The 20257-nt window shown below is 65.7% G+C and carries 25 protein-coding genes and 1 tRNA gene; 11 read left to right on the forward strand and 15 right to left on the reverse strand.

Translation table 11 applies throughout. The features are described 5' to 3' along the window. Positions 1-42: 42 nt before the first annotated feature. From ACG00X_RS17505 to ACG00X_RS17530, 6 genes are all read right to left on the reverse strand, one after another. A complete protein-coding gene (locus ACG00X_RS17505) occupies positions 43-231 on the reverse strand; it encodes a hypothetical protein (protein ID WP_394489815.1) in 189 nt (62 codons plus the stop codon). Positions 232-304: 73 nt separating this feature from the next. After that, positions 305-694 carry a hypothetical protein gene (locus tag ACG00X_RS17510; RefSeq protein ID WP_394489817.1) on the reverse strand — a complete coding sequence of 130 codons (390 nt, stop codon included), beginning with the start codon at positions 692-694 and terminating at the stop codon, positions 305-307. Between the two features lie 45 nt (positions 695-739). Further along, positions 740-1147: a hypothetical protein gene (locus ACG00X_RS17515; RefSeq protein WP_394489819.1), complete on the reverse strand. Its 408-nt coding sequence runs from the start codon at positions 1145-1147 to the stop codon at positions 740-742. Next, entirely contained in the window at positions 1137-1286 is a 150-nt protein-coding gene (locus ACG00X_RS17520; RefSeq protein WP_394489821.1) for a hypothetical protein, read from the reverse strand. Before ACG00X_RS17520 ends, ACG00X_RS17515 begins: the two co-directional genes overlap by 11 nt. Then, positions 1279-1467: a hypothetical protein gene (locus ACG00X_RS17525; RefSeq protein WP_394489815.1), complete on the reverse strand. Its 189-nt coding sequence runs from the start codon at positions 1465-1467 to the stop codon at positions 1279-1281. Before ACG00X_RS17525 ends, ACG00X_RS17520 begins: the two co-directional genes overlap by 8 nt. A 73-nt stretch (positions 1468-1540) precedes the next feature. Then, positions 1541-1921, reverse strand: coding sequence for a hypothetical protein (locus ACG00X_RS17530; protein ID WP_394489823.1), 381 nt, complete (start codon positions 1919-1921; stop codon positions 1541-1543). A gap of 243 nt (positions 1922-2164) precedes the next feature. Here ACG00X_RS17530 and ACG00X_RS17535 point away from each other — a divergent pair, with 243 nt between their 5' ends. After that, on the forward strand, positions 2165-3259 hold the full coding sequence (locus ACG00X_RS17535; RefSeq protein ID WP_394489825.1) for an integron integrase: 1095 nt from the start codon (positions 2165-2167) through the stop codon (positions 3257-3259). A 66-nt stretch (positions 3260-3325) separates the two neighbouring features. Further along, on the forward strand, positions 3326-4696 hold the full coding sequence (locus ACG00X_RS17540; protein ID WP_394489827.1) for a DUF6880 family protein: 1371 nt from the start codon (positions 3326-3328) through the stop codon (positions 4694-4696). 2 nt (positions 4697-4698) lie between these two features. On the opposite strand, the gene ACG00X_RS17545 is transcribed toward ACG00X_RS17540, so the two are convergent. After that, on the reverse strand, positions 4699-5478 hold the full coding sequence (locus ACG00X_RS17545; protein WP_394489829.1) for a helix-turn-helix transcriptional regulator: 780 nt from the start codon (positions 5476-5478) through the stop codon (positions 4699-4701). Next, on the reverse strand, positions 5453-5806 hold the full coding sequence (locus ACG00X_RS17550; protein WP_394489831.1) for a hypothetical protein: 354 nt from the start codon (positions 5804-5806) through the stop codon (positions 5453-5455). Before ACG00X_RS17550 ends, ACG00X_RS17545 begins: the two co-directional genes overlap by 26 nt. Before the next feature lie 515 nt (positions 5807-6321). Between ACG00X_RS17550 and ACG00X_RS17555 the strand changes: the two genes are divergently transcribed. Beyond that, on the forward strand, positions 6322-6642 hold the full coding sequence (locus tag ACG00X_RS17555; protein WP_394489833.1) for a hypothetical protein: 321 nt from the start codon (positions 6322-6324) through the stop codon (positions 6640-6642). A 9-nt stretch (positions 6643-6651) separates the two neighbouring features. Here ACG00X_RS17555 and ACG00X_RS17560 read toward each other — a convergent pair whose 3' ends face one another. From ACG00X_RS17560 to ACG00X_RS17585, 6 genes are all read right to left on the reverse strand, one after another. Then, positions 6652-6882 (reverse strand): helix-turn-helix transcriptional regulator, encoded by a 231-nt coding sequence (locus ACG00X_RS17560; RefSeq protein ID WP_394489835.1) that lies wholly within the window; start codon positions 6880-6882, stop codon positions 6652-6654. Between the two features lie 341 nt (positions 6883-7223). After that, entirely contained in the window at positions 7224-8474 is a 1251-nt protein-coding gene (locus tag ACG00X_RS17565; protein ID WP_394489837.1) for a tyrosine-type recombinase/integrase, read from the reverse strand. Between the two features lie 180 nt (positions 8475-8654). After that, positions 8655-8730, reverse strand: a tRNA-Ala gene (locus tag ACG00X_RS17570). Positions 8731-9127: 397 nt separating this feature from the next. Then, positions 9128-11716 carry a [protein-PII] uridylyltransferase gene (locus ACG00X_RS17575; protein WP_394489839.1) on the reverse strand — a complete coding sequence of 863 codons (2589 nt, stop codon included), beginning with the start codon at positions 11714-11716 and terminating at the stop codon, positions 9128-9130. Position 11717: 1 nt separating this feature from the next. Next, positions 11718-12539: a type I methionyl aminopeptidase gene (gene map / locus ACG00X_RS17580; protein WP_394489841.1), complete on the reverse strand. Its 822-nt coding sequence runs from the start codon at positions 12537-12539 to the stop codon at positions 11718-11720. A 35-nt stretch (positions 12540-12574) separates the two neighbouring features. Continuing rightward, positions 12575-13432: an undecaprenyl-diphosphate phosphatase gene (locus ACG00X_RS17585; RefSeq protein ID WP_394489843.1), complete on the reverse strand. Its 858-nt coding sequence runs from the start codon at positions 13430-13432 to the stop codon at positions 12575-12577. 125 nt (positions 13433-13557) lie between these two features. Here ACG00X_RS17585 and ACG00X_RS17590 point away from each other — a divergent pair, with 125 nt between their 5' ends. The 3 genes from ACG00X_RS17590 to ACG00X_RS17600 all read left to right on the forward strand — a co-directional run bounded on the left by ACG00X_RS17590 (position 13558) and on the right by ACG00X_RS17600 (position 16378). Then, positions 13558-14199 (forward strand): TetR/AcrR family transcriptional regulator, encoded by a 642-nt coding sequence (locus ACG00X_RS17590; RefSeq protein ID WP_394489845.1) that lies wholly within the window; start codon positions 13558-13560, stop codon positions 14197-14199. A gap of 37 nt (positions 14200-14236) precedes the next feature. Beyond that, on the forward strand, positions 14237-14890 hold the full coding sequence (locus tag ACG00X_RS17595; protein ID WP_394489847.1) for a protein-L-isoaspartate O-methyltransferase family protein: 654 nt from the start codon (positions 14237-14239) through the stop codon (positions 14888-14890). Between the two features lie 138 nt (positions 14891-15028). Continuing rightward, a complete protein-coding gene (locus ACG00X_RS17600) occupies positions 15029-16378 on the forward strand; it encodes a TolC family outer membrane protein (RefSeq protein ID WP_394489849.1) in 1350 nt (449 codons plus the stop codon). Positions 16379-16444: 66 nt separating this feature from the next. Here ACG00X_RS17600 and ACG00X_RS17605 read toward each other — a convergent pair whose 3' ends face one another. Further along, a complete protein-coding gene (locus ACG00X_RS17605) occupies positions 16445-17329 on the reverse strand; it encodes an MBL fold metallo-hydrolase (RefSeq protein ID WP_394489851.1) in 885 nt (294 codons plus the stop codon). A gap of 75 nt (positions 17330-17404) precedes the next feature. Between ACG00X_RS17605 and ACG00X_RS17610 the strand changes: the two genes are divergently transcribed. The 5 genes from ACG00X_RS17610 to ACG00X_RS17630 are packed head-to-tail and all read left to right on the forward strand — an operon-like array spanning position 17405 to position 20255. Next, positions 17405-17719 (forward strand): metalloregulator ArsR/SmtB family transcription factor, encoded by a 315-nt coding sequence (locus ACG00X_RS17610; RefSeq protein ID WP_394489854.1) that lies wholly within the window; start codon positions 17405-17407, stop codon positions 17717-17719. A 3-nt stretch (positions 17720-17722) separates the two neighbouring features. After that, positions 17723-18157 (forward strand): YeeE/YedE family protein, encoded by a 435-nt coding sequence (locus tag ACG00X_RS17615; RefSeq protein ID WP_394489856.1) that lies wholly within the window; start codon positions 17723-17725, stop codon positions 18155-18157. An 11-nt stretch (positions 18158-18168) separates the two neighbouring features. Beyond that, positions 18169-18588: a DUF6691 family protein gene (locus ACG00X_RS17620; RefSeq protein WP_394489858.1), complete on the forward strand. Its 420-nt coding sequence runs from the start codon at positions 18169-18171 to the stop codon at positions 18586-18588. Between the two features lie 51 nt (positions 18589-18639). Next, positions 18640-19419, forward strand: coding sequence for a peroxide stress protein YaaA (yaaA, locus tag ACG00X_RS17625; RefSeq protein WP_394489860.1), 780 nt, complete (start codon positions 18640-18642; stop codon positions 19417-19419). Next, positions 19416-20255, forward strand: coding sequence for a 2OG-Fe(II) oxygenase (locus ACG00X_RS17630; protein WP_394489862.1), 840 nt, complete (start codon positions 19416-19418; stop codon positions 20253-20255). Before yaaA ends, ACG00X_RS17630 begins: the two co-directional genes overlap by 4 nt. Positions 20256-20257 lie beyond the last annotated feature (2 nt).

The raw sequence follows: 20257 nt of genomic DNA on the forward strand, positions 1-20257 counted from the left end.
CCAAGGTGGAGCGACCGCTGAATGAGCGATGGCAAGACGGCTTCAATCATGCGGTCGTCCATCCTTGCGCTTGGCGATCAGTGTCCCGAGCAGTCGAAGTGCGACGAGGTATGCAAGAACGCAGCCAACAAACAACCACTGGCCGCCAAGCGCTGATTTGACAGGCTCGTAGAGCAAGCCAAGCAATCCGACCCCGACCAGATAGACGATGAATTGTGGGCTCGCCTTCATGCTGCTCAACGTCCAAGGTCAGCGGACAAGCCAGCGGAGCTGGCGCAGGTCCGCTGCAATGTGAGGTTGAGCATCATCGCCGTGCCGGCCACGGCTGGATTCGCGTGATCTGTTTTATAGAACCGGACCACAGGCCGAAATGCCCTTGTTCTTCCATCGAAAACACCCCCTCTATTAGTACATAGCGCTTGTCGGCGCCAGCCGCCGCCTTGCTAGGAACCATTTCGAGGTCAAGCCAAAGACCGTTCTTCGTGATGCCATACAGGTAGTCGTCGCGATGCAGATAGATCGCGTTACCCTCGAACTCCACCCGTGCGAACCCCTTGACCCGCACCTGCTTGCCGTCGAAATCCGCTGGCTTGGCAATGAGCGTGATCAATGAGACGTCGATGGGCTCCGCTATCGCAATACTCGCGAACAGGAGCAGCCCAGCAAGCGCAGATCGTCGCTTCATGATGCTCAACGTGCGAGGTCAGCGGGCGGCGAAGCCGTCCGCTGCAGCGACAGGTTATGGATCATTATCGAATTCACTTTCGACGACGAGCGGATCATCTTGCGACAAAACACTGACACAAAGATTGCCAGTGACGATCAGCCATTCGTTCCCCTCATATCTACCTTTCATTCCCTGGAGCTCCGACTCTTCACTGCCCCAGCCACCTCTAGCAACGCGAAGTACGTGATGCCCGAAGTGGAATCCTGGGGACTGCGTGTAGCGATACAGATCTAGCTCGTCTATCACTCGGAAAGCACGCGTGTCCGAGAAGGTGACTTCCAGTCCGCGGAAACGTCCTTCGCCTGCACGCTCGTTCGCTACTTGTATGGCGAGTTGAGCGCCATTAAAGCGGATGTGCGTGACGTCGGATAACGGATTCACACCGACACGCGGAGTGAATGGGTTGGTCTCAATCGCCATAACGTCTGCGCTCAGCGGCCGGCGAAGCCGTCCGCTGGAGCAAATGGTTGAGCATCGTTCCAATATTCAGCATCGCGCTGTCTTCCCCACCAAGGTGGAGCGACCGCTGAATGAGCGATGGCAAGACGGCTTCAATCATGCGGTCGTCCATCCTTGCGCTTGGCGATCAGTGTCCCGAGCAGTCGAAGTGCGACGAGGTATGCAAGAACGCAGCCAACAAACAACCACTGGCCGCCAAGCGCTGATTTGACAGGCTCGTAGAGCAAGCCAAGCAATCCGACCCCGACCAGATAGACGATGAATTGTGGGCTCGCCTTCATGCTGCTCAACGTCCAAGGTCAGCGGACAAGCCAGCGGAGCTGGCGCAGGTCCGCTGCAATGTGAGGTTGAGCATCATCGCCGTGCCGGCCACGGCTGGATTCGCGTGATCTGTTTTATAGAACCGGACCACAGGCCGAAATGCCCTTGTTCTTCCATCGAAAACACCCCCTCTATTAGTACATAGCGCTTGTCGGCGCCAGCCGCCGCCTTGCTAGGAACCATTTCGAGGTCAAGCCAAAGACCGTTCTTCGTGATGCCATACAGGTAGTCGTCGCGATGCAGATAGATCGCGTTACCCTCGAACTCCACCCGTGCGAACCCCTTGACCCGCACCTGCTTGCCGTCGAAATCCGCTGGCTTGGCAATGAGCGTGATCAATGAGACGTCGATGGGCTCCGCTATCGCAATACTCGCGAACAGGAGCAGCCCAGCAAGCGCAGATCGTCGCTTCATGATGCTCAACTAGGTTGTAGGGCGACAGTTTCGCTGCATAACACCGGCACCTGTCTGCATAACATCGGACACCTCCCGGGCCCGCAGGCCGCGTCATTGCTTGATTTCAAGCCGATTGACTGTTAATTTATACAGCATCTACGCTGCCAGCAAGTCCGGCATGCGGTCCGCTGCGTCGCGGAGGTCATTGTCTAGGCCTCCATCCGCAGGCTTGCTGCCCTTCAGGGCGGATTGGAGGCAAGGATGCTGGGTCCGTCAACAGCGCCCGATAGAGTGGCACCTCCGGTGCCAGTCGCTGCCTTGCCACCACTGCAGTCCAAGCGGCTGCTGGATCAGCTGAGGGAGCGAATTCGCTTCCTGCACTACAGCCGCCGTACCGAAGACGCGTACGTGCACTGGTGCCGGGCGTACATCCGCTTCCACAAGCTGCAGCATCCGAAGGACCTGGGCGGAGATGCCGTTGAGGCGTTCTTGAGCTGGCTCGCGGACGAGCGCCGGGTGGCTTCTTCGACCCACCGCCAGGCGCTGTCGGCCTTGCTGTTCTTGTACGGCAAGGTGCTGGGGGTCAACCTGCCGTGGATGCAGGAAATCGGCCGGCCGCGTAGTCAGCGCCGAATTCCCGTCGTGCTCACGCGAGAGGAGCTGGGTCGCGTTTTCGCGCTCCTGCAGGGCGAACATGCGCTGTTGGCCCAGTTGCTTTATGGAACGGGGCTTCGCATCACCGAGGCGCTGCAGCTCAGAGTCAAAGATCTGGACTTCGCGCATCGAGCCCTCATCGTCCGGCAAGGCAAAGGCGGCAAGGATCGAGTGCTTATGCTGCCGGAGGCTCTGCAGGCCCAGCTCAAGGTGCAGCTGCAATGTTCACATGTTCTCTGGTCGTCCGACCAAGCCGCAGGCACGAGCGGCGTCGAGATGCCCGACGCGCTGGAGCGCAAGTACCCAAGAGCAGGTGCATCTTGGGCATGGTTCTGGGTGTTTCCGCAGGACCATCACTCAGTAGATCCGCGCTCGGGCGTCGTGCGTCGGCATCACCTGTACGACCAGACCTTTCAGCGGGCATTCAAGCGAGCGGTCCAACGCGCCGGGATCCACAAACCCGCAACGCCGCACACACTGAGGCATTCGTTCGCCACACACCTGCTTCAGGATGGCTATGACATCCGTACGGTGCAAGATCTTTTAGGACACTCCGACGTGTCCACCACCATGATCTACACGCATGTGCTAAAGGTGGGCGGTGGGGCCGTACGCAGCCCCATGGACACCATGGCTGCTCGGTCAGCGGGGGTATCACTGGAGGCCTACAGAAACAGCCAGGAAGCAGTCATTCGTGACTGACCGCTGACAGCCTGTAGCTGTCGTCCGCCCCCGCCGAGCTGCCGCGACTTCCGGTAGCCTGACGGCATGCCCACCGAAGATCTCCGCGCCTTCTTGCTCCGCCAGCCCCTAGCTGCTCTCGCGGACCTCCTCGTCGAGTTTGCCAACGACCACCCCGAGGTGGACAAGCGCCTGCAGCGGCTGCAGCTCTCCGACAGTCCCAACAAGCTGGCGGCCATGTTCAAAAGGACGCTGGCCGGCTGGCGCCGCTCGACGAAGTACCACGACTACAAGTCCGTGCGCGAGTTTGCTGCAAAGCTTGAAATCTGGCTGGATCAGGTCGCCCGGGAACTTGCGCCGAAGGATCCTGCCCTGGCCCTGGATCTGTTCGAAGCGTTCATCGAAACGGACGCCGCCTTCTTCGAGAACGCCGACGACTCGGGCGGCGATGTTGGCGACGCTGTCCGCAAGGCCTGCCGGTATTGGCTGCAGACATCTGCCCAGTGCGAGGCGCCCGAGTCTGCCCTGGGTGGTCGACTGGTCAAGCTGGCTACCGCCGATGGCTACGGTGCACGGGAAGGCCTGTTCCGTGAGGCACACCTGCTGCTGTCCGAGCCGGCCATGCGCGAGATCTTGGCGCAGCTGGAAGCCAAGATGGCGGTGCTGGTCGCCAGGCACCGAGGGGCTGGCCAAGTGCCCTACGAGGTCATTAGCGTGTCCGCTTCAATGTCTCTCATCGGCGATGCGCTCAAGGACCCTGACGTGAAGGCCCGTGCCATCCTGAGCTACCGACCGGAGCCCAACGCGATGCAGAAGGAGGCGATCGCGCAGGGCTACCTGACTGCGAATCGCGCGGAGGACGCGATGAAGTGGCTGCAGGGCGACTGGGGCCACCTGGACGACCGCCGGCAGCGGCTTCTGGCGCAAGCCCACAGCCAACTGGGCAACGGCGAGCTCAGCCATCCGCTGCGGCAGGCGCTCTTCGAGAAGTCGCCATCGGTCGATGCCTTGCATCTGTGGCTCGACGGGTTGCCGCCCGCTCAGCAGGTCGCCGCGATGGGGCACGCAGGTGAGGTTGCACTGGCGCTGCCGAATCCAGGGTTGGCTGCGCAGCTCTTGATCGAACTTCATCGGGAGGCTGATGCGGAGGCTGTTTTGGTCGACAAGGCGGCAGCCATCGACGGCGCCGACTATTTCATGCTGCCAACGCTGGCGAAGACGCTGGCCGCGGGTGGACGCAGCAAGGGCGCGTCCGCCATCTACCGAGCGCTGACGCTCAACATCCTGGAGCGTGCCAATGCGCGCGCCTATGGGCACGCGGCACGCTATGTGGAGCACCTGGCGCTGATGGCTGCCACCGACCTGGCGCCGCTGTCGTCGCACGAAGACTTCATGGCGGCGCTGCGCAGCAAGCATGCACGCAAGACGGCGTTCTGGTCATTGCTGAACAAGGCCTGACTTCAGATCAGCCCGTACAGCTTGGCAATCCGCGTCGCCGAACGTCGGTCTGCGGCCTTGAGCTTGGCGCTGACGCGCTGGAATCGGCAGTCCACGGTCTCCGGCTTGAGGTTCATGGTCGCGGCGATGACCTTGCTGGAATGACCCGCGTCCTCGTGTCGCAAGAGTTCGAGGTCGGCCGGGGTGAGGCGAGAGCGTGCCATCAGCTCCTGCTTGATGGTCTGCAGCAGCCAGCGGTGCAGTTCCATCGCGAGCGCACGGGCGAGGATGCGGACCTTGTCGAAGGCGTCACACTCGAAGAAGCCAAGGTTGTGCGACCCAAGGCAGAGCACACCCACGCGCGATGAGCCCGCGCTGGTCGGCGCCGGGGCCACGATGGTGGAGGCGAAACCCAAGCCGGCCGAGACCTTCACGAATTCCTGCTCATGTGGCAGCAGGTCGAGCTGGCTGCCCAGCACCGGCTCCGACTGCAAGGTGGCGTAGCGCAGCCATGGATCGCGGTCATACCAGTCGCGCGCGGCGTACTCGCAGGCCCACAGCGGATCGCAGGCGTGCAGGGCGCGGTAGGAGGCGCGCGTGGCGTCGTCACGCACAAAGCTCAGGAAGACGCCGGCATCGGCGCCGAGCAAGGCCAGGACGTGCTGGAACAGCTCCAGCGCCCCGTCCGTCGAGGCGGCATCGCCGATGGCCGGCAGCAGTTCGAGGACGCGGCTTCCATAGTCCGGAGCGCGTGCGAGCGCTTCGAGACTGAAGAGTTCACCATTGGCGGCAGAGGGCTTCATGGCCGTCGCGGCGCAGTAGCGCGAAGCGCATCGGGTCATCAAAGCGTGTTGGCTCGGCGTCGCACCATCGCTCGAACACGCGGAGGTCCTTGAAGAACAGCGTCTGCACGAGGCAGGCGCCGAGCGCGCGAGACTGGGTGCGTTCGACAAGCAGCCCGGTGGCGGTGTGGTGCAGGTCGAAGGTGACGCTGGAACTGTTGGCGACCAGGCCGACGGCCTGCTTAGCAGTCTGTGCGCGACGGGCCTGCAGGGCCTGTCGCTTCGCGCCCAGCGGCCGGGCGGGCTGGTCGATGGCGTCGTTGTTACGACGCTTCTCGATCTGCTTCAACGTGTGTGGTGCCGCGACCGGAGCGGCGCCGTGTTGGAGGTCTGTGCTCATGGCGTCTCCAGAAGGCCCTCTGGCCGCAATGCCGTTCTGGGACGGCTTCTGGGGCGGCTGGCGATCACAGCCGCAGGGCGATTCCAGTGCACGCGGGGCACCGTGTCCACGTCATGGCGGTAACAGAAAGGTTTCGCCAGTTACTACCGAATGCATTGCAGTTTCGTCCCATGGCGTCCCGCTGGTTGGTGCACGACGCGGCGATGGTGAGGACCGTTTGCGTGGGGCGTGCCAGGTCGTGACGGGTGGTTTTTCATAGTTGAGATCTGCACCTGTTCGCACGCACGCAAGGGGAATGCAGCATGGGCGGCGCCCCCGTTTGACGTGTTCGACGCTGCGACGCGAAGCGGCACTGGCTGGGACACTCTGCTTACGAAGTGTTGCCGTGCGGTATCAAAGTTAGGGGTATTGGCGATTCAATGAACCCCAGCAGATGCGGCGCGGATCGGTCCTTCCGCCTGCTCATGAAGGAGCTTGGCATGCTGGTGTTCTATGTGCGGCAACCGCGGCCGGATGCGCGGTACTGGGCCGGGCGAGAGATCCTCGCCGCAGTGGACGCGGTGGGCTGGCCGATCGCGTGGATCGTGGTCATCCGCTCCGTCGATGTGCCCGTCGGCGTGATGGGCCCCTTCTTCATCTCGGTCTGTGTGCTCTCGGCGCTGACGCGGCTGCGCCGGGCGCTCTGGGAGAACCATCGCTACTGGTTCACGACCTGGAAGTGGGGGCGCTATGTGTTCGCCATCTGGGTCGCCGGCATGGCGATGAAGCTGGCGATGGGCGTTTAGGGCCTGGGCTCAGTGGCTGGAGTCCGGGCGTTCTTCCAGCCACTGGTCGATGTCGGTGAGGCGCCAGCCGACGGCGCGAGGGCCCAGCTTGATGGCGCTGGGGAAGAGCTTCAGCGACATCAGCCGATATATGGTGGATCTGCCCAGCGTCGTCATGCGCCGTACCGAGGCCATGCGCAGGATGACGGTCGGGGCGTCTGCGGGCGTCGACGTGCTTGCGCGGGATTCAGACTGCTGCATTTCCTGTCTCCGGTGGTCGGGTCAAGGAAATTTAGGTGCTCGCCGGGCGCGGGCGGGTGCTGGATTTGGCGGTGAATCCGGCGTCGCCTTGGCTGGGCTAGGGATCGCGTTCGGATCAGCTGTGTGGCGTCAACGTGCAGGGCTGCAGCAGCGAGCTTCTTTGGGCCGCCAAACGTGCCAGCAAGTCGCCGGTTTACCCACTGGTTTACCCATTGAGCATTCGGCGGGCCGAGAAAGGAAAAAGGACTTAGAGGCTTTCGCTTCTAAGTCCTTGATCTACTTCAATAAAAATGGTCGGGACGGCGGGATTCGAACTCGCGACCCCTTGCACCCCATCGAAATCATTGGGTGCCTGCTGCTGCGGCGCGAAGTGTATCCAGGTAGTCGGCCCAGGCTTGCATCATTTCGCGGCGCTTCGGCAGGTGCTCCGCATGGTTGTAAGCGGCCTTCACGGCATTGCGTTCGGCATGCGAAAGCTGCCGCTCGATGACGTCAGACGGCCAACCCCGCTCGTGGAGCATCGTGGAGGCCATCCCTCGAAACCCGTGTGCGGTCAAAGTCGTGCGGTCGTAACCGAGGCGCCGCAAGGCAGCGTTTACGGTGTTCTCGCTCATCGGCTCACCGTTCGTTCGGTTGCCAGGGAACACCCACTTTCCATTCCCTGTGAGTGGATGGATCTCCTTGAACAGAGCAAGCGCCTGCCTGGACAGCGGCACGATGTGCATCGTGCGCCCCTTCATCTTGGCGGCCGGTATGCGCCATTCGGAGGCGTCCAAGTTCACCTCGGCCCATTCCGCTTGCCTGAGCTCGCCTGGCCTGACGAACAACAGGGGCGTGAGCTTCATGGCGCACCGGGTGATGAGGCCGCCTTTGTGACTATCGATGTCGCGCAGCAACTGACCAACCTCACGGGGATCCGTGATCGTCGGGTAGTGCTCAGGGCGCCAGGCGGGCAGCGCGCCCCGCAGGTCCCGGCTTGGGTCGCTCTCTGCAAGGCCTGTGGCGACAGCGTAGCGAAAAACCTGGCTGCAATTTTGCTGGACGCGATGGGTCGTCTCGATCGCGCCGCGCTCTTCGACACGCTTCAGAAGCTCAAGCAGTTCGGTCGGTTTGATGCTGCTGATCGGGCGTGAGCCAATCCAGGGGAACACGTCGCGTTCCAGGCGCCTGATGATCTTGTCCGAATGCGACGCCGCCCAGGTGGCTTCGTTCTTGGCAAACCATTCCCGCGCGACGGCCTCAAAGCTTCCTGGCAGGGCGACGCCTGCTTCGAGCATCTCAGCGATTGCCCGCTGCTTGGTGATCTCGGCCTTCTTCTCCTGGCGTGCTGCGCTTGGGTCAACGCCTTCGCGTACCAGCTTCCGTGCTTCGGCCGCTTGCTTTCGTGCCAATGCCAGCCCGGTGGCCGGGAAGGTGCCCAGGCTGAGCGTCTTGCGCCTTCCCTCAAAGCTGTAGTCGAACCGCCAGCCATGGGATCCGCCCTTGACGAACAGCAAGAGGTAGAGGCCGGCGCCATCGCTCAGCCGTTGCCGGTTGTCGCCCGGCCTGATGGCGTTGATCGTGGCGGCAGAGGGGATGAGGTGCTGGGCCATGCAGTAACTTTGCGGTGCAAGTGCCGAAATTTTCCGGTTACTGCGCCAGTTACTGCAATGTGATCTCGGATCCCCCGGGACGGGGTGGGACTGTTTGGGCAAGAAAAAAGCCCCAGAGCGTTGATTCTCAAGGGCTTTTTGGCTTTTCGGGACGGTTTGGAGCCGCCTGAAATGATCGGATGGTGGAGAGGAGGAGGATCGAACTCCCGACCTCCGCATTGCGAACGCGGCGCTCTCCCAGCTGAGCTACCCCCCCACGCGAAGCAAAAAGTATAGCCTGACCTGGCGGCTGCTATGGTCGTGCGTCATGAGGCTTGCCAAATCGCCCGCTGGGTTGGCGGGGCAGTACGACAGCAGCGCCTGCGTTGCCGACAGTGTGGCCGTGTTGGCGCGCTGGGCCGAGGCGTCGGCGCGGGTGCGTGGGCAGGTGCGTGGCGCGCGAGACGTCCGGCATGGCGCGGGGCCGAGGCAGACGCTGGATGTGTTTGCACCGGGCGCAGCGTTCGCAACGGTGGGCTCGCCGTTTTGCGAAACCTTGCCGGGTTGCGATCGCTTCACCGTGCTGCACAACCTGGCCGACCCGCAGGGGCGCGCACACCAACTGGCGCGGCAGCTGCTGGGGCTGCGCTGGTACAGCGGTCTCGTGTGGGCGCTCAGGCGGGCAGGGAGACGGCGTCCAACAGCTCGCTCTCGATCTGCAGCTGGGCCTTGTTCTGCTGCAGGGCCGGGCCGTCGAGCAGGAAGGTGTCTTCCACGCGCTCGCCGAGCGTCGAGATCTTGGCCAGTTGCAGGTTGATGCCGTGGCGAGCGAGGACGCGCGCAATGGCGTAGAGCAGCCCGGCGCGGTCGCTGGTGGAGATGGTCAGCAGCCACGCGGTGGCGCGTTCGTCGGGGCGCAGCGAGATGCGTGGCGTGTAGGGAAAGCTCTTGACGCGCCGTGACAACCGCCCGCGCCGCGGCTCGGGCAGCGGGCCGCCGGCCTGCAGCATGGCGGCGAGTTTCTGCTCGACCATGGGCACGAGGTCGCGGTGGTGCACGTCGGCCTCGGGGCGGATGGCCTGGAAGGTGTCGAGCGCATAGCCCTTGCGCGTGGTGTGAACCTTGGCGTCGAGGATGCTGAAGCCGGCGCTGTCGAAATAGCCGCAGATGCGGGCGAACAGGTCGGGCTGATCGGGCGCGTAGACCAGCACCTGCAGCCCTTCGCCGACCGGGGACGGGCGGGCGCGGACGACGGGCGTCTGCGTGTCGACGTGGCGCCACAGCGAGCGGGCATGCCAGGCCAGCTCCGCGCCGTCATGGCGGGCGAAGTAGCTCACGGCCAGCGTGTTCCACAGCGGCTCCTCGGTGCCAGGCAGCTGGGAGTGCAGCGCCAGGTCTTGCCGGGCCTCCTGCTTACGGGCCTCGATCTCGGCATCGGCGTTGATGCGCGCGCCGCCGAGCGCACGCAGCGTGATGCGGTACAGGTCCTCCAGCAGCTTGCCTTTCCACGCGTTCCAGACCTTGGGGCTGGTGCCGCGGATGTCGGCGACGGTCAGCAGATAGAGCGCGGCCAGGCGGCGCGTGTCGCCCACCTTGGCTGCGAACGCGGCGATGACCTCGGGGTCGGAGAGGTCCTCCTTCTGTGCCACGCGCGACATCGTCAGGTGATGTTCGACGAGGAAGACGCACAGCGCGGCGTCGTCGGCGCTCATGCCGTGCTGGCGGCAGAAGCGGCGCACTTCCACGGCGCCGAGCTCGGAATGATCGCCACCGCGGCCCTTGGCCACGTCGTGGAAGAGGGCGGCGATGTAGAGCAACTCCGGGGCGTCGAACTGCGCGGCCAGCTGCGAGCAGAACGGGTATTCGTGCGCATGCTCGGGCACGAAGAAGCGGCGCACATTGCGCAGCACCATGAGGATGTGCTGGTCCACGGTGTAGACGTGGAACAGGTCGTGCTGCATCTGCCCGACGATGGCGCGGAACACCCACAGGTAGCGGCCCAGCACCGAGGTCTGGTTCATGAGCCGGAAGACGTGCGTCTGCCCCAGCGGCTCGCGCAGCATGGCCATGAAGGTGGCGCGGTTGACCGGGTCGCGGCGCCAGGCGGCGTCCATGAGGCCGCGCGCGTTGTAGAGCGCGCGCAGCGTGCGGGCCGACATGCCCTTGATCCCCGGCGTTTGCTGGTAGACGAGGAAGGTGCGCAGGATGGCGTGCGGATCACGCTGGTAGAGGTCGTCGGTGGCGACCTCCAGCATGCGGCCCCGGTCGCGGTAGTCGGGGTGGCCCTCGATGGGCCGCAGCATGCTGTGCTCGGAGCCGTTGAGCTGCTCCTCGAGGTTGAGCAGCAGGATCTGGTGCAGCTGCGTGACGGCCTTGGCCGCCCAGTAGTAGCGCCGCATGAGCACCTCGGAGGCGCGCTGCGAGGCGGTGTTCTGGAAACCGAAGCTCAGCGCCACGGCGTTCTGCAGGTCGAAGACGAGGCGGTCCTCGCGCCGGCCGGCCACGGCGTGCAGCCGGGCGCGGATGAGGCGCAGCTGGCCTTCGGTGCGCTGCAGTTGGCGGCTTTCGAACGGGGTGATCAAGCCGCGCGCGCTGAGCGCCTTCCAGGTGTTGCCGAAGCCAGCCGCCCGGGCGATCCAGATCAGCATCTGCAGGTCGCGCAGGCCGCCGGGGCTTTCCTTGCAGTTGGGCTCGAGCGCGTAGGGCGTCTCGTCGAACTTGGTGTGGCGCTGCAGGCTCTCCAGCGTCTTGGCGCGGAAGAAGGCCTTCGGGTCCATGGCCTGCATGAAGCGCTTGGCCATGCGCTTGAACAGCCGGGCATCGCCAGCCAGGGCGCGGGCCTCCAGCAATGCCGTCTGCACGGTGACGTCGCCCTCGGACTCGGACAGGCATTCGCCCAGCGTGCGCACCGAGGAGCCGATCTCCAGCCCCACGTCCCAGCAGGAGGTGATGAAGGCCTCGATCGCGGTCTTGGCCGGCCCGGGCTGGTGGGCTTCCACGCCGTCGGGCAGCAGCACGAGCACGTCCACGTCCGAGTGCGGGAACAGCTCGCCGCGGCCATAGCCGCCCACGGCCGCGAGGCAGGCGCCTTCGGGCATGCCGGCTTGCGCCCACAGGCTGCGCAGCGTCTCGTCGACGTGGCGCGCGATGCGCCGCACCAGCCGCTCGGCGCCGACCTGCGTGGGCTGCTCGGCCAGGAAGCCGTCGATGAGCGCCTGCTTGCCGGCCTTGAACTGCAGGCGGAGGTTGGCGAGCGGCTGCACGTCAGGCGGTCGCGGTGGCGGCTTGCGTGATGAAGGCGGGCGGTGGCGGGCTGCCGGCGGACAACGTCATGATCTCGTAGCCCGTCTCGGTGACGAGCAGGGTGTGCTCCCACTGGGCCGACAGCGAACGGTCCTTGGTCACGATGGTCCAGCCGTCGCCCAGCTCCTTGATCTCGCGGCGGCCCGCATTGATCATGGGTTCGATGGTGAACATCATGCCGGGCACCAGTTCGTCCAGCGTGCCGGGGCGGCCGTAGTGCAGCACCTGCGGGTCTTCATGGAAGACGCGGCCGATGCCGTGGCCGCAGAACTCGCGCACGATGGAGAAGCCGGCGTTCTCGGCAAAGGTCTGGATGGCGTGGCCGATGTCGCCCAGGCGGGCGCCGGGCTTGACCTTGGCGATGCCCTTCCACATGGCCTCGTAGGTGAAGGCGCACAGCCGCCGGGCGGCGATGGAGCCGTCGCCGACGACGAACATGCGGCTGGTGTCGCCGTGCCAGCCGTCCTTGATGACGGTGACGTCGATATTGACGATGTCACCGTTCTTCAGCGGCTTGTCGTTCGGGATGCCGTGGCAGACCTGCTGGTTGATGGATGTGCAGATCGACTTGGGGTAGGGGATGTAGCCGGGCGGGCAGTAGTTCAGCGGCGCCGGGATGCCTTGCTGAACGTTGACGATGTGGTCGTGCGCCAGCTTGTCCAGTTCGTTGGTCGTGACGCCGGGTTTGACGTGCGGCGTGAGCATGTCCAGCACCTCGGAGGCGAGGCGCCCCGCGATGCGCATGCCTTCTACATCGGCGGCGGTCTTGATCGTGATGGGCATGGCCGGATTATCCCCGTTGCCCCGGGCGTGCCGGGTCAGTCCTTCCAGATGTCCATGCCCATGTAGGCGGTGGCGAGCACGACGATGCCGAAGGCGATGCGATACCAGGCGAAGATCTTGAAGTCGTGGCTGGAGATGTAGCGGATCAGCCAGCGGATGCACAACAGCGCGCTGACGAAGGCGAACACCAGGCCCACGCTGAACATCGGCAGGTCGGCCCAGGCGAGGGCGTCGCGTTGTTTCAACACCGAGTAGGCGCCGGCGCCCATCAGCGTCGGGATGCCGAGGTAGAAGCTGAACTCGGTGGCTGCCTTGCGCGACAGGCCCAGCACCAGGCCGCCGATGATGGTGGCGCCCGAACGGCTGGTGCCGGGGATCATCGCCAGGCACTGCAACAGGCCGACCTTGAGCGCGTCCAGCGGACGCATGTCATCCACCGTCTCGACGCGTGCCCGGCGTCCGCCCACCAGGTCCAGTTCGCCGTACAGGCGCTTGTGGCGCGACTCCACCCACAGAATGATGAGGCCGCCGATGATGAATGCCATGGCCACCGGCACGGGGTGGAACAGGTGTGCCTTGATGTACTTGCCGAAGGCCAGACCCAGCACCACGGCGGGGATGAAGGCGATCAGCACGTTCAGCGCGAAGCGGCGGGCTTGCGGTTCGCGGGCGATGCCGGTGACGGTGCGCTTCAAGCGCTCGCGGTACTCCCACACCACGGCGAACATCGCGCCGGTCTGCACGGCGATCTCGAACACCTTGGCCTTCTCCCCCACGAAATTCAGCAGCGAGCCAGCGAGGATCAGGTGCCCCGTGGAAGAGATGGGCAGGAACTCGGTCAACCCTTCGACGATGCCCATGACGGCGGCTTTGATCAGCAGGATGACATCCACAACACGGCTCCGGAAATGCGGCAAGAATGGCGGCGCAGTGTAGCCAGCGCGTCGCGCTTTCCCCGTTGCAGGAGGTCGGTGTCAAGGGCTACATTACTGACCCCTCGGTCACTAACTGCGCCGCTTTGACCACCACCGTCCCCCGTCAGCGCCGCAAGGACGCACGCCCGCAGGAGCTGCTGGACGCTGCGCTGGCGCTCTTTGTCGAGAAGGGGTTTGCGGCCACGCGCAGCGAGGAGATCGCCACGCGCGCGGGGGTCGCCAAGGGCACGCTCTACCGCTACTACCCCAGCAAGGACGAGCTGTTCAAGGCCATGGTGCGCGAGAACCTCTCGATCCACATCGCTGAATCTGCCGCCCAGGCCGCCCAGTACGCGGGGCCGATCGCCGGGCTGCTCAACGAGATGATGCGGGCCTGGTGGGCCAAGGTGGGCGATGGCAACGCCGGCGTCGTGTGCAAGATCATGATGATCGAGGCGCGGCACTTTCCGGAGCTGGCCCGCTTCTACGTCGACGAAGTCATCCAGCCGTCGAAGGCGCTCATCGGCGGGCTCATCGAGCGCGGCATCCGCTCCGGCGAGTTCCGTGCGGTGCCGGTCGAGGCGACCGTGCACCTGCTGATTGCGCCGATGCTGCACCTGCTGTTGCATGAGCACTCGTTCGGTGAGCATGACGTCTGCCACCAGACCATGGGTGCCGCCGAGCTGCTGGACGCCCAGCTGTCACTGTTGCTGCACGGCCTGCTGGCCGAACCGCAGGGCACCTAGAATTTTCCTTTTTGCCGCACCGTCCCCGGAGAACAAGATGAACCTCGAACAAGCCCGCTTCAACATGATCGAGCAGCAGATCCGCCCCTGGGACGTGCTCGACCCCAGCGTGCTGGAACTGCTGCACGTGGTGCACCGCGAGGATTTCGTGCCCGAGGCGCACCGGCCGCAGGCCTTCGTCGACACCGAACTGCCGCTGACGGAGACCCGCCGCATGCTGGCGCCGCGTGTGGAGGCGCGCCTGCTGCAGGAGCTCAAGGTCCAGCGGCACGAGAAGGTGCTCGAGATCGGCGCGGCCACGGGCCACCTGGCCGCGTTGCTGGGGCACAAGGCGCAGCGCGTGGTCGCGCTGGAGGCCGACGCCGGGCTGGCCGCTGCGGCGACCGCCAACCTGCGGCGGGCCGGCGTGCTCAATGTGACGGTGCTGAACCAGGACGGCGCCGGTGGTCTGGCCGCCGAGGAGCCGTTCGACGCGATCCTGCTGTCGGGCTCGGTCGCGGCCGTGCCGCAGGCGCTGCTCAACCAGCTCAAGGTCGGCGGGCGCCTGGCAGCCATCGTCGGCGGCGAGCCGGTCATGCGCGCCGTGCTGATCACGCGCACGGGCGCCAGCGAGTTCCGTACGGTCGAGCTGTTCGACACGGTCGCCGGCCGGCTGCCAGGTTTTGCCGAGGCGCCAGCGTTCCGCTTCTGAGCGTGAGGGCCGCCTGTCGCCGCCAATTGCCGTCTGCCGCCCTAGGGCGGCAACTCGTCGCATGGCGCCGGACACCGGCAGGCTTTGCGTCTATAACCCCGGTCGCTGCTTAATTCAACGCTTCAGCCAAGGAATCCCATGCCCCTCGTCCCCGTGCAACGCCTGATCCTGCAACCGCTGGCACTCGCCGCCGGCCTCGTGCTGTCCGGCATGGCGCAGGCTCAGAGCCTGCAGGAGCTGTACGACGCGGCAAGGGGTTATGACGCCACCTACCTGGCTTCCAAGGCCAGCGCCGATGCTGCCGCCGCGCGCGCCGCGCAGGCCGAGGCGCTCACCCGCCCGACGCTGGGCTTGACGGCGTCCGGCACGCAGGCGCGCAACGATCCGCCCGGCAGTGGCACCAGCGTCAATTCCCGCACGCTGTCGGCAGGGCTGCAGGGCAAGTACGCGGTCTACAACGCGGCCAACGCGCCCACGATCGACAAGGCGCGGCGCGGCTTCGAGGTGGCCCAGGCCGACCTGGAGACCGCTGAGCAGGACCTCATCGTTCGCCTGGCCACGGCTTATTTCGACGTGTTGGCCGCCAAGGACGCGCTGACCACCTCGCAGGCCAACAAGGCGGCCATCGCGGAACAGCTGGCTTCGGCCAAGCGCAATTTCGAAGTGGGCACCGCGACCATCACGGACACCCGTGAAGCCCAGGCCCGCTACGACCTGGCCGTGGCGCAGGAACTCGCGGCCGACAACGACTTGCGCGTGAAGCGCGTGACGCTGGACCAGTTCGTCGGCCGCGTGGGCGTGGAGCCCAAGGGCCTGGCGCAACCGGTGGCGCTGCCGGCGCTGCCGAGCGACAACGTCGACACCTGGGTCACCACCGGAGACGACCAGCACCCGTCCGTGCGCAAGGCTCGCCTCGGGCTGAACGTGGCACAGCTCGATACCCAGATCGCCCGCGCGGGCGAGCGGCCCACACTGGACGCGAGCGCCACGGTGGGTGGACAGAACCTGCACAACAACCTGAACGGCTCGGCGGCGACGTCTTCCGGTGTCGGCACGACGAAGACGGCCAGCGTCGGCCTGACGCTGACCTACCCGCTCTACACCGGTGGCCTGACGCAGAACCGCATCAAGGAAACCCTGGTGCTGGAGGAGAAGGCCCGCAACGACCTCGATTACGCGCGCCGCAGCGTCGCCGAGGCCACGCGCCGCGCGTTCTTCGGCGTTCAGTCGCTGAAGGCGCAAGTGGCGGCCTATGAGGCGGCCGAGGCTTCCAGCAAGCTCGCGCTGGAAGCCACTCAGCTGGGCTACAAGGTGGGCGTGCGCGTGAACCTGGATGTGCTGAACGCGCAGACCCAGCTCTACACCACGCAGCGAGACCTGGCCAAGGCGCGGTACGACGTCGTCGTCAACGGGCTGAAGCTGCGCCAGGCGTCGGGCCAGTTGCGCGCCGAGGACTTGAGCGCGGTGAACACGCTGTTGGTCAGGTAGGCCACGGTGGGGCACCCCGGCGGGAGGCCGGCGCAGCCATGACGCACCCCGCCACGGCGGGGTTTTTCATGCCCGCTTGCTGCCCAGCACGTTCAGCGGAATCTTGAGGTAGCTGACGCCGTCGTCCTCGGCCGGCGGCAGGCGGCCGGCGCGGATGTTGACCTGGATGGACGGCAGGATCAGCGTCGGCACCTCCAGCGTTGCGTCGCGGGCGCTGCGCATGGCTACAAAGGTGGCCTCGTCGATGCCGTCGCGCACATGGATATTGCCGGCGCGCTGCTCTGCCACCGTCGTTTGCCAGGCGGCCGGCCGGCCGGCGGGTGGGTAATCGTGGCAGACGAACATGCGTGTGGCGGGTGGCAGCGCCAGAAGGCGCCGGACCGACGCATAGAGTGTTCGCGCATCGCCGCCGGGGAAGTCGGCGCGCGCGGTGCCCACGTCGGGCATGAACAGCGTGTCGCCAACGAACACCGCGTCCTCCACGAGATAGGCCATGTCGGCCGGCGTGTGGCCGGGCACGAGCAGTGCGTGCACCTCGATGTCACCGATGCGGAAGACCTCGCCGTCCTTGAAGAGGTGGTCGAACTGCGCGCCGTCGGGCAGGAAGTTGCGCTCCAGGTTGTAGAGCTTCTTGAAGGTGGCCTGAACCTCGCGGATGCGCTCACCGATGGCGATGCGGCCGCCGACATGCTCCTGCAGGTAGCGCGCGGCGGAGAGGTGGTCGGCGTGGGCGTGGGTTTCGAGGATCCACTGCACCCGCAGGTCGTGCTCGCGCAAATAGGTGATCAGGCGGTCGGCCTGTGCGGTGCCGGTGCGGCCGGACTTGAGATCGAAGTCGAGCACCGGGTCAATGATGGCGGCGCTGCCGGTGGTGGCGTCGGCGATGACATAGGACACGGTGCTGGTGGCGGTGTCGAAGAACGCCTCGATCGTGATGCTGCTGCCGGCCATGGCGGCTCCTGGTCGTTCACTCTGTTGATTGACATTATATTTTTCAGTAAACTGAAGTCAATTCACGGAGCCGTCATGTCCCCAGCCGTCATCGATCCCGAGCTGCTGCGCCAGGCCGCCAGTCAGGCGGTCGGCGCGCTGAAGCTGCTGGCCAACGAGGACCGCCTGCTGCTGCTGTGCCAGCTGTCCCAGGGCGAGATGGCGGTCGGTGACCTGGAGGCGGCGCTGGGCATCCGCCAGCCCACGCTGTCCCAGCAGTTGGGGGTGCTGCGTGCCGAGGGCGTGGTGGACACGCGCCGAGACGGCAAGCGCATCTTCTACAGCGTGGCCGATGCGCGGCTGCTGCAGGTGCTGGCCGTGCTCTACCGGCTTTACTGCCCGAAGGAGTGAGCGATGACGATTGACTGGCAGGCCTTCACACCGCTGGCTTCCCTGGCCGGCGGAGTGCTCATCGGCGCCGCTGCGGCGCTGTTCGTCTTGTTCAACGGCCGCATCGCGGGCATCAGCGGCGTGCTCGGGGGGCTGTTGCGGCCGGCCCGGGGCGATGTCGGCTGGCGCGTCGCCTTTCTGGCGGGGCTGATCGCCGCACCGGCCGTGGTCGCGCTTTTTGCGGCGGTGCCTGACGTGCGCATCGACGCCGACTGGGGCCTGCTGGTGCTGGCCGGCTTGTTGGTCGGCGTGGGCACGCGTTTTGGCGCCGGCTGCACCAGCGGGCACGGCGTGTGCGGGCTGTCACGGTTGTCGCTGCGGTCGTTTGTGGCGACGTTGGTCTTCATGGCGGCTGGCTTCGCGACGGTCTTCGTGCTGCGTCACGTCGCTGGCTTTTGAAGGAGCGGAACATGCCTCTCGTCACTGCATGGCTGGCCGGCCTCGTGTTCGGGCTCGGCCTCATTCTGTCGGGCATGGCCAGCCCGGCCAAGGTGCTGGGCTTCCTGGATATCGCAGGCGCCTGGGACCCGTCGCTCGCGCTGGTCATGGTGGGCGCCATCGGTGTCGGGCTGGTGGCCTTCGCCGTGGCGGGTCGGCGGCGCGCAACGCTGCTGGGCGGCGAGATGGCGCTGCCGGCCGCGCGCCGCATCGACCGGCGGCTCGTCGGCGGCAGCCTGCTGTTCGGCATCGGCTGGGGTGTTGCCGGCTTCTGCCCGGGGCCGGCCCTCGTGGCGCTGGGGCTGGGGTTGCCGAAGGCGGTGGTCTTCGTGCTGGCCATGCTGGCCGGCATGGGCGTTTTCGAGTTGCTGGAGCGCCGGCGCGGGCGCTGATCCTGCGCAGATCGCTGGGCCTGCTGCAAACTGGCGCGAAAATCCGCGCCCATGCTGTTCCTGCTTTCGCCCGCCAAGTCGCTCGATTACGACACACCCACGCCGCCCGAATTGGCCGACGCGTTGACCCGCCCCCAGTTTCTCGATGACACCGCCGCGCTGATCGACGTGCTGCGTACCAAGAGCGTGGCGCAGGTTCGGGAGTTGATGGACTTGTCCGAGCCCTTGGCGCAGCTGAATGTGGATCGCTATGCGGCCTGGCAGCGGCGCTTCACGGACAAGAACAGCAAGCCCGCCGTGCTGGCGTTCAACGGCGACGTCTACGACGGGCTGGACGCGCGCACCTTGTCGGCTGACGACCTCGCCTGGGCGCAGACGCATGTGCGCATGTTGTCGGGCCTATACGGCATTCTGCGGCCGCTCGATCGCATGCAGCCCTACCGGCTGGAGATGGGCACGCGTCTGGCCACGCCGGCCGGCGCCAACCTGTACGACTATTGGGGCGACCGGCTCGCGCTGCACCTGAACAAGCTGGCCGGGGCCGAGAAGGCGCCGGTCATCGTCAACCTGGCGTCGCAGGAATATTTCCGCGCCGCGCAGCGCAAGGCGCTGAAGCCGAGAGTCGTCGATTGCCAGTTCGAGGACTGGAAGAACGGCGACTACAAGATCATCAGCTTCTTCGCCAAGCGGGCGCGCGGGCTCATGGCTCGCTTCGCCATCCAGCAACGCCTGGAAACACCGGAGGGGCTGAAGTCGTTCAATCTGGACGGCTATCGTTGGGCCCCCGAGGCCTCTTCTCCGGATCAACTGGTTTTCCGTCGCAAGCCATGAGTCAACAAGTCATCACCCCCGAACTGTCTGAATGGATCTCCGAGCAGACCCGCGCCGGCCACACGAGCGAGGCCGTGCTGGCCGCCATGCTGAGCAGCGGCTGGGACGAGCGCGTCGCCCGTGACGCACTGTCGCGCACGCTGGGCCAGACGGCCGCGCTGACGCCGCCGCCCGGCGCCACGAGCATGCCCGAGCCTGACCTCAGCCGCTTCACGCCGGTCGTGAATGCCGGGGACCGCGACGTCAAGGTGCTGATGGTGCTGCGCCAGCCGCGTGTGGTGCTGTTCGGCGGTCTGCTGTCGGACGAAGAATGCGACGAGATGATTGCGATGGCCGGCAAGCGCCTGGCCCGCTCCGAGACAGTGGCCACCGGCACCGATGGCAGCGAAGTGAATGCCGCGCGCACCAGCGACGGCATGTTCTTCGAGCGCAGCGAGAACGACCTGATCCGCCGCGTGGAGGCGCGCATCTCGACGCTGGTGCGCTGGCCGCTGGACTATGGCGAGGGCCTGCAGGTGCTGCGTTACCGGCCGGGTGCGGAGTACCAGCCGCATTACGACTATTTCGAGCCGTCGCATGTGGGCACGCCCAACATCCTCAAGCGTGGCGGTCAGCGTGTCGGCACGCTGGTGCTGTACCTGAACACGCCGACCGAAGGCGGCTCGACGATCTTTCCGGACATCGGCCTGGACATCGCGCCGGTGAAGGGCAATGCGTTGTTCTTCAGCTATGACAGGCCGCACCCGTCCACGCAGACGCTGCACGGCGGCTCGCCGGTCGTGCAAGGCGAGAAGTGGGTTGCCACCAAGTGGCTGCGTCAGGGCGTGTTCGTCTGACG

The sequence above is a fragment of the Pelomonas nitida genome (assembly GCF_043555975.1).
Lineage (GTDB): Bacteria > Pseudomonadota > Gammaproteobacteria > Burkholderiales > Burkholderiaceae_C > Pelomonas > Pelomonas nitida.